The sequence below is a fragment of the Rhodococcus sp. BP-261 genome (assembly GCF_019835205.1).
In the GTDB taxonomy this organism is placed as follows: Bacteria; Actinomycetota; Actinomycetes; order Mycobacteriales; family Mycobacteriaceae; genus Rhodococcoides; species Rhodococcoides kyotonensis_B.
This window is the reverse complement of record NZ_JABUCO010000032.1, coordinates 45560-52920: the sequence shown is the minus strand read 5'-3', so window position 1 is coordinate 52920 and position 7361 is coordinate 45560. Positions and strand designations below refer to the sequence as shown.

The 7361-nt window shown below is 66.6% G+C and carries 7 protein-coding genes; 3 read left to right on the top strand and 4 right to left on the bottom strand.

Translation table 11 applies throughout. From position 1 onward, the window contains the following. A partial coding sequence (locus HQ354_RS23350; protein ID WP_222644346.1) for a hypothetical protein occupies nucleotides 1–883 on the top strand: 883 nt, incomplete at its 5' end. A gap of 65 nt (nucleotides 884–948) precedes the next feature. Here HQ354_RS23350 and aspS read toward each other — a convergent pair. Further along, a complete protein-coding gene (gene aspS / locus HQ354_RS23345; protein WP_068424345.1) occupies nucleotides 949–2748 on the bottom strand; it encodes an aspartate--tRNA ligase in 1800 nt (599 codons plus the stop codon). 166 nt (nucleotides 2749–2914) lie between these two features. Here aspS and HQ354_RS23340 point away from each other — a divergent pair, with 166 nt between their 5' ends. Continuing rightward, complete coding sequence (locus tag HQ354_RS23340) at nucleotides 2915–3844, top strand: neutral zinc metallopeptidase (RefSeq protein ID WP_068425949.1); 930 nt, start codon at nucleotides 2915–2917, stop codon at nucleotides 3842–3844. Nucleotides 3845–3848: 4 nt separating this feature from the next. On the opposite strand, the gene HQ354_RS23335 is transcribed toward HQ354_RS23340, so the two are convergent. Then, complete coding sequence (locus HQ354_RS23335; protein WP_068425952.1) at nucleotides 3849–4880, bottom strand: Rv2578c family radical SAM protein; 1032 nt, start codon at nucleotides 4878–4880, stop codon at nucleotides 3849–3851. A 108-nt stretch (nucleotides 4881–4988) separates the two neighbouring features. On the opposite strand from HQ354_RS23335, the gene HQ354_RS23330 reads away from it, so the two are divergent. Then, nucleotides 4989–5456 carry a DUF3237 family protein gene (locus HQ354_RS23330; RefSeq protein ID WP_068424346.1) on the top strand — a complete coding sequence of 156 codons (468 nt, stop codon included), beginning with the start codon at nucleotides 4989–4991 and terminating at the stop codon, nucleotides 5454–5456. A gap of 5 nt (nucleotides 5457–5461) precedes the next feature. Here the strand turns inward: HQ354_RS23330 and HQ354_RS23325 are convergent, their stop codons facing one another. Both HQ354_RS23325 and hisS read right to left on the bottom strand, forming a co-directional pair. Next, nucleotides 5462–6100, bottom strand: a complete 639-nt coding sequence (locus HQ354_RS23325; RefSeq protein ID WP_068424347.1) for a hypothetical protein — start codon at nucleotides 6098–6100, stop codon at nucleotides 5462–5464. Beyond that, nucleotides 6090–7361 carry a histidine--tRNA ligase gene (gene hisS / locus HQ354_RS23320; protein WP_068425955.1) on the bottom strand — a complete coding sequence of 424 codons (1272 nt, stop codon included), beginning with the start codon at nucleotides 7359–7361 and terminating at the stop codon, nucleotides 6090–6092. Before hisS ends, HQ354_RS23325 begins: the two co-directional genes overlap by 11 nt.

Here is a 7361-nt window from a genome sequence, read left to right as displayed (position 1 = left end):
CAGTTACCCACCGCCCGGCGGATATCCCCCACCGCAGGGCAGCACCCAGCCTCCCGGTGGCTATCCGCCGCCCGGAAACTACCCGCCGCCCGGTGGATATCCTCCACCGCCGCAGGGCGGCTACCCGCCCCCTCCCGGCAATTATCCACCGCCTCCTGGTAACTACCCGCCGCCTCCTGGTAACTACCCGCCGCCGCCCGGGAACTACGGACCCGGCAACTACGGCGCAGGAAACTACCGCGGCGTGCCGACGACGTTGAGCGTCGGCGACGCGGTGTCCTTCGGCTGGAATCGATTCAAGGACAACGCCGGAGTCTGGATCGGTATCGCGGTGATCGCCGCGGTCATCCAGATCGTGATCAACCTGATCTTCGGCGGTACCGACACGTCAGGAGATCTCTCGGCCGGGTTCGGCGCCCTGGCCATCATCGGCACGGTGATCAGCACCGTCGTCGGCTACCTCATTCAGGCGTCCCTCATTCGCGGCGCCCTGCACGAGGTCGACGGCAACAAGCCCGCGATCGGGTCGTTCTTCCAGTTCGGCAACGTGGCCGCGATCATTCTCGCGAGCTTCCTCGTCGGCATCCTGGTGTTGGTCGGGTTCGTCCTGCTGATCATTCCCGGCATCATCCTGACGTTCCTGACGTGGTGGACACTTCAGTTCGTCATCGATCGCAATCAGGATGCGATCACTGCCATCAAGTCGAGCGTCAAGGCGATCTCGTCGAATGCAGGCCAGCTGATTCTGCTGGCACTGGCACTCGTCGGCATCAACATTCTGGGCGTGATTCCGTGCGGCTTGGGCCTTCTCGTCACCATCCCGATCACAATGATCGCGTCGACGTACGCGTACCGCGTCGTCTCGCAGTCCCTGCCCGCCTGACGGGTCGCGAACCGACACCGAAGCCCTCCTGCGACAGATCGCAGGAGGGCTTCGTGGTGTTCGTGTTACTCCGACGCGGCGTCCGCGTCGACCTTCTCGTCCCGCTTCTCCGGCTTCGCGTCGATACCGGATTCCTTGCGCTGCAACGGTGTGATCGGCGCAGGCGCGTCCGTCAGCGGGTCGACGCCACCGCCGGACTTCGGAAATGCGATGACCTCACGGATCGAGTCGACGCCTGCCAGCAATGCCGTGATGCGGTCCCAGCCGAACGCGATCCCGCCGTGCGGGGGCGCGCCGTAGCTGAAGGCGTCGAGCAGGAAGCCGAACTTCTCCTGCGCCTCGGCCTCGTCGATACCCATGATCGCGAAGACGCGTTCCTGAATGTCCTTGCGGTGGATACGAATACTGCCGCCGCCGATCTCGTTGCCGTTGCACACGATGTCGTAGGCGTAGGCGAGAGCAGAGCCGGGATCGGTGTCGAACGTGTCCATCGACTCGGGCTTCGGCGACGTGAACGCATGGTGGACTGCGGTCCACGCGCCCGAACCGACGGCGACGTCACCGCTGGCGGTCGCGTCGGATGCGGGCTCGAACAGCGGCGCGTCGACGACCCAGACGAACGCCCACGCCTTCGGGTCGATGAGGTCGAGCTTGCGTGCGATCTCACCGCGTACCGCGCCGAGCAGTCCTCGCGACGCCTTGACCGGTCCGGCGGAGAAGAAGATCGCGTCACCGGGCGCGGCACCGACGTGCGCTGCGATGCCGTCGCGTTCGGCGTCGGTGAGGTTCTTCGCGACGGGTCCGCCGAGAGTTCCGTCCTCGCCGACGAGGACGTACGCCAGACCCTTGTGTCCGCGCTGCTTGGCGAACTCCTGCCATTTGTCGAGCTGCTTACGCGGCTGCGACGCACCGCCCGGCATCACGACGGCGCCGACGTACGGCGCCTGGAAGACGCGGAACGTGGTGTCGGAGAAGAAGTCCGTGCACTCGATGAGTTCGATGTCGAAGCGAAGGTCCGGCTTGTCCGAACCGTAGCGACGCATCGCCTCGGCGTAGGTGATGCGAGGAATCGCCGACGTGAACTCGTGTCCGACGAGCTTCCACAGCGCGGCGAGGATCTCCTCGGCGAGCAGAATCACGTCGTCCTGCGTGACGAAGCTCATCTCGATGTCGAGCTGCGTGAACTCCGGCTGCCGATCGGCGCGGAAGTCCTCGTCCCGGTAGCAGCGTGCGATCTGGTAGTACCGCTCGATGCCGCCGACCATCAGCAGCTGCTTGAACAGCTGGGGGCTTTGCGGCAGAGCGTAGAAGCTTCCGGGCTGCAACCGGGCGGGCACCAGGAAGTCGCGGGCACCCTCGGGCGTCGACCGAGTCAGCGTCGGTGTCTCGACCTCGACGAATTCGTGGTGCGCCAGAACACCGCGCGCCGCCGCGTTGACGTGCGAGCGCAGGCGAATGGCGTGACCCGGGCCCTCGCGGCGCAGATCCAGGTAGCGGTACTTCAGACGCGCTTCCTCACCCGGCTGGTCGTCCAGCTGGAACGGCAGCGGCGCGCTCTCGGACAACACCTCGATGTCGGTCGCATCGACCTCGATCGCGCCGGTGGGAATTTCGTAGTTCTGGTTTCCCTCGGGACGCTCTTCGACCTTGCCGACGACCTTGACCACGTACTCGGCGCGCAGACGGTGTGCCTTCTCGGCAACGTCGCCCTCGCGGAACACGACCTGCGCGACACCGGAAGCATCGCGGAGGTCGATGAAGATGACACCGCCGTGATCGCGACGACGCGCCACCCAACCCGTCAGTGTGACTGTTCGATCGACGTGCTCGGCTCTGAGGGAGCCGGCGAGGTGGGTGCGCAGCACGGGTTTCCTTTCGAAAAAATGGGGTCGAGAGTGTTCGTCGAGTACCGATCCTACGGAGACACGTACCCGGACCGGAAACGGATACCTCGCCCGCATGGGAAGCTGCTACTCGACCGACGGTTCATCCGACTCCGTCGGGGCACGGACTCCGCGAGAGGATTGGGCGATGACGTTCAGAGAAGGCGCACGGGCGCAGCCAGGCCGAGTGTCGGTCGGCGGCGGCGGTGGCGGCCGCGGAGGCAAGATCGCACTCGGCGGTGGTGCAGGCGGACTCGTCATCCTGGTGCTCGCGCTGCTGTTCGGCGGAGACCCCGGCTCGCTGCTCGGCCAGCTCAGCGGATCGGCCGACAACTCGGGTCAGTACGAGTCGGGAACGGGCACACTCGAGAACTGCGAGACCGGCGCCGACGCGAATGCGAACGTCGACTGCCGAGTCAGCTTCACGGCGAGCAGCCTCGACACCGTCTGGGAATCGCAGCTACAGCCGCAGACCGGAGTCGCGTACGTCCAGCCCGCAGTGCGTCTGTTCTCCGGCTCGACCAACACCGGCTGCGGCAACGCCACGAGCGCCGTCGGCCCGTTCTACTGCCCCGCCGACTCCACCGCGTACTTCGACACGAGCTTCTTTCAGGTTCTCGTCGACCGCTTCGGATCCAGCGGTGGCCCGCTGGCGCAGGAGTACGTCGTCGCCCACGAGGTCGGCCACCACATCCAGAACCAACTCGGCGACATCGGCCGCGCTCAGGCGGATCCGCAGGGTGCGGAATCGGGCGCGGTGCGCGTCGAACTGCAGGCCGACTGCTACGCCGGGATCTGGGCGCACCACGCCGCCGTCATCGATGATCCGAGCACCGGCGAGCCGTTCCTCGAACCTCTCACCGACACCGACATCCGGGACGCGCTGTCCGCGGCGTCGTCGGTCGGCGACGATCGAATCCAGCAAGCGTCGAGCGGACGCGTCAACCCCGAGGGGTGGACGCACGGCTCGTCCGAACAGCGTCAGCAATGGTTCCTGGCCGGCTACCGCACCGGCCAGGTAGCCGCGTGCGACACGTTCTCCGCGCGTGACCTCGATGCACCTCCGGCTCTGAGATGACGTATCAGAACAGAGTCAACGCGGGCGTGCGAGCGTCCGCTGCCCGGCCCGGATCCGCCGGCACGTTCTCGGGCATCGACCGGGACTCTCCGACGCCGAAGCCGTGCTCGTCGAGCAGAGGGTCGATGCGCTGACGCAGCCATGCCTTGTATTCGGGCGTGACGTAGGCGCCGTGGCCGTACAGCTGTCGGTACCGACGCACCAGCGCGGGATGCTGCTCGGCGAGCCACGACAGGAACCAGTCCTTGGTGGACGACCGCAGATGCATCGGCATCGCGGAGACGGACGTGGCGCCTGCGTCGGCGAGCGCGCCGATTAACGCGTCGAGTTGCCGGGCACCGTCGGTGAGGAACGGAATGACGGGCGCCACCAGGACACCGCACGTCAGTCCCGCGTCGCGCACTGCCCGAATCAGGTCGAGCCGCGCCCGCGGACTCGGCGTCCCCGGTTCGAGTTGCTTCTGCAGATCCGCGTCGTGGATGGCCAGACTGACGTTGATGCGTACCTCGACCTGCTGAGAGGCAAGCGTCAGCAACGGGAGGTCACGTCGCAACAACGTGCCCTTGGTGAGAATCGAGAACGGTGTGCCGGACTCCGCGAGCGCGCGAATGATGCCGGGCATCAACCGATACCGGCCCTCGGCACGCTGATACGGATCGGTGTTGGTTCCGAGCGCAACAGGCTCGCGCTTCCACGACTTGCGTGCGAGTTCCTTGCGGAGCACCGCGGCGATGTTGGTCTTGACGACGATCTGAGTGTCGAAATCCGTTCCGGCATCGAGATCGAGATACTCGTGCGTCGGCCGAGCGAAGCAGTAGCGACACGCGTGCGAGCACCCGCGCGCCGGATTGACGGTCCACGTGAACGGAAGCGACGCGTCACCGTTGATCTTGTTGAGCGCACTCTTGCACAGCACCTCGTGGAACGTGATGCCCTCGAACTCGGGTGTCTGTACGCTGCGCACCAGACCCGACCGCTCCAGACCGGGAAGCGCGCCCTCGTCGGCGGCATCGAGCGTCTGACCGGACCATCGCATGCCCACTAGTCGAACATGTGTTCTAGGCCGTGTCAAGACGCCACGAATCACGACGGGAAGATAGCGTGTACCCGATCCCTTTCGTCGCCCCGAGGAGCGTTCCCCCACGTGTCTGCACCCATCGCGCCCACTCTCGAACCCATTCTCCGCCTTGGCCTGACGCTCGGCGTTCCGATCGACGTCGGCAGCGTTCCCGGCGGTGCGCGCGTCGTGACTCCGATCCTCGGCGGTGCCGCGCCTGGCCCGGACATCGAAGGGACACTTGCGGGTTCGGCGTCCGTCGTCGGGGTGACACGCCCGGACGGCTGCACCGAATTCAGTGCCGAGCTGACGTTGGAACTGACCGACGGCGGTTATCTGTCGCTGACGTACCGGGGCTTTCAGTTCGGGCCTGCCGAGGTGATCGAATCGCTGAACGGAACCGAGGAAGTCGACCCCGCGACGTACTACTTCCGCGGCACACTCGACATCGCGACATCGGTGCCGCAGTTCACTTACTTGAACCGTGCTCTCGTCGTGACGTCGGGTACCAGGTCGGCCGAATCCGTTGTCCTCGACGCCTTTTTGGTGACGTAGACCCGTCAGCTCGACAAGCCTGCCACTTCACGATCGGTGAGGGTGGCCATCGGCGTCCGCCCGGCTTCCCTCACCAGCTCGATCGCACGGTACAGCGGGCGTTCGTTCAGGCCCGCGTCCCGTGCCTCCGCCTTGAGTTGGTCGACGAGGACCGACGCGACCGCAGCCGCGGGAACCAGCTCGCTCGTCCACAACGCGTCGGCGAGCGCCCGTAGCGACAGAATCGGCAGCTCGCGGCCGCCGCCCTGGGTGTAGAGAGCGAGCGGGATCGAGACGCGAGTTCGCCCGTCGTACAGGCGAAGCGAGATCTGATCGATGCGCGCGGTGCGTACTTGGACCTCCGCCGAGACGAGCGTGGGTACGTCGAGCGCCCGCGTGCGGACGGCGCCACGCGCATGCAGGGTCGTGCCGTCGAGCCACAGGCGTCGACGCAGCCCCACCCACGCCGATCCCGCTGCCGGGACCGCGACCACGACGCCGAGGACGACCGCGACCGCAACGGGCAGAAAGAAACTCGCGATCACGGCAAGCAGGACGCCGACGACGACGGCGCCGACGGCCACCTTGCGCAGGCGTGGCGCGATCAGTTCGGCCGGTACGAGATCGAGGTCGACGTGATCGGCGCCCCGGCCGTCAGCCGGCAAGTTCGGACTCCAACACGGCGACGACGTCGGCCAGCGGCGTTTCCTTCTGCTCACCGGTCGACAGATCCTTGACGACCACGACGCGTTCGGCCAGTTCCTTGTCGCCCAGAACCAACGCGTAGCGCGCGCCGGACCGGTCGGCGGCCTTCATCGCACCCTTGACTCCGCGGTTGCCGTACGCCAGATCGACGCTGATGTTCTTGGTCCGCAGCTGTCCGGCGATCGCCACGAGCTGAGCCTTCGCGTCGGTTCCGAGCGGCACTCCGAACACCTCGCAACGCGCCGCGGAACCGGCCGACTTGCCCTCGGCGGCGAGAGCGAGCATGGTGCGGTCGACGCCGAGCCCGAAACCGATACCCGACAACTCCTGACCGCCGAGCTGGGCCATCAGTCCGTCGTAGCGGCCGCCGCCCCCGATGCCGGACTGCGCCCCGAGGCCGTCGTGGACGAATTCGAACGTCGTCTTGGTGTAGTAGTCCAGGCCGCGGACCATACGTGGATTGACGACGTACGGGACCTTCAACGCGTCGAGGTGTCCGAGGACCTCGTCGAAGTGCGCCTTGGCGGTCTCGGACAGGTGATCGAGCATAAGCGGTGCGTCGGCGGTCATCTCACGCACGTCGGGCCGCTTGTCGTCCAGCACGCGCAACGGGTTGATCTCGGCGCGCTTACGCGTCTCGGGGTCGAGCGGAAGCGCGAACAGGAACTGCTGCAACAGCTCTCGATACTGCGGTCGGCACGTGTCGTCGCCGAGCGAGGTGATCTCCAGCCGGAAATCGGTCAGCCCGAGGCTGCGGAACCCCGCGTCGGCGACGGCGACGACCTCGGCGTCGAGTGCAGGGTCGTCGACGCCGATGGCCTCCACGCCGACCTGCTGCAGCTGCCGGTAGCGACCTGCCTGCGGACGTTCGTACCGGAAGAACGGTCCTGCGTACGCGAGCTTGACGGGGAGCGCGCCGCGATCGAGTCCGTGCTCGATGACCGCACGCATCACGCCGGCTGTCCCCTCGGGGCGCAGCGTGACGGACCGGTCACCGCGGTCCGCGAACGTGTACATCTCCTTGCTGACGACGTCCGTCGACTCGCCGACGCCGCGCGCGAACAATCCGGTGTCCTCGAATATCGGCAGTTCGATGTGTCCGTATCCGGCGTTGCGGGCTGCATTCAGCAGGCCCTCGCGGACGGCGACGAACTCGGCCGAGTTCGGAGGAACGTAGTCGGGAATGCCCTTGGGCGCAGAGAACGTAGACGGCTTGCTCAC

Coding starts and splice junctions, on each gene's coding strand:
- HQ354_RS23340 (WP_068425949.1), top strand. CDS start 2,915: ATGACGTTCAGAGAAGGCGCACGGGCGCAGCCAGGCCGAGTGTCGGTC.
- HQ354_RS23335 (WP_068425952.1), bottom strand. CDS start 4,880: ATGCGATGGTCCGGTCAGACGCTCGATGCCGCCGACGAGGGCGCGCTT.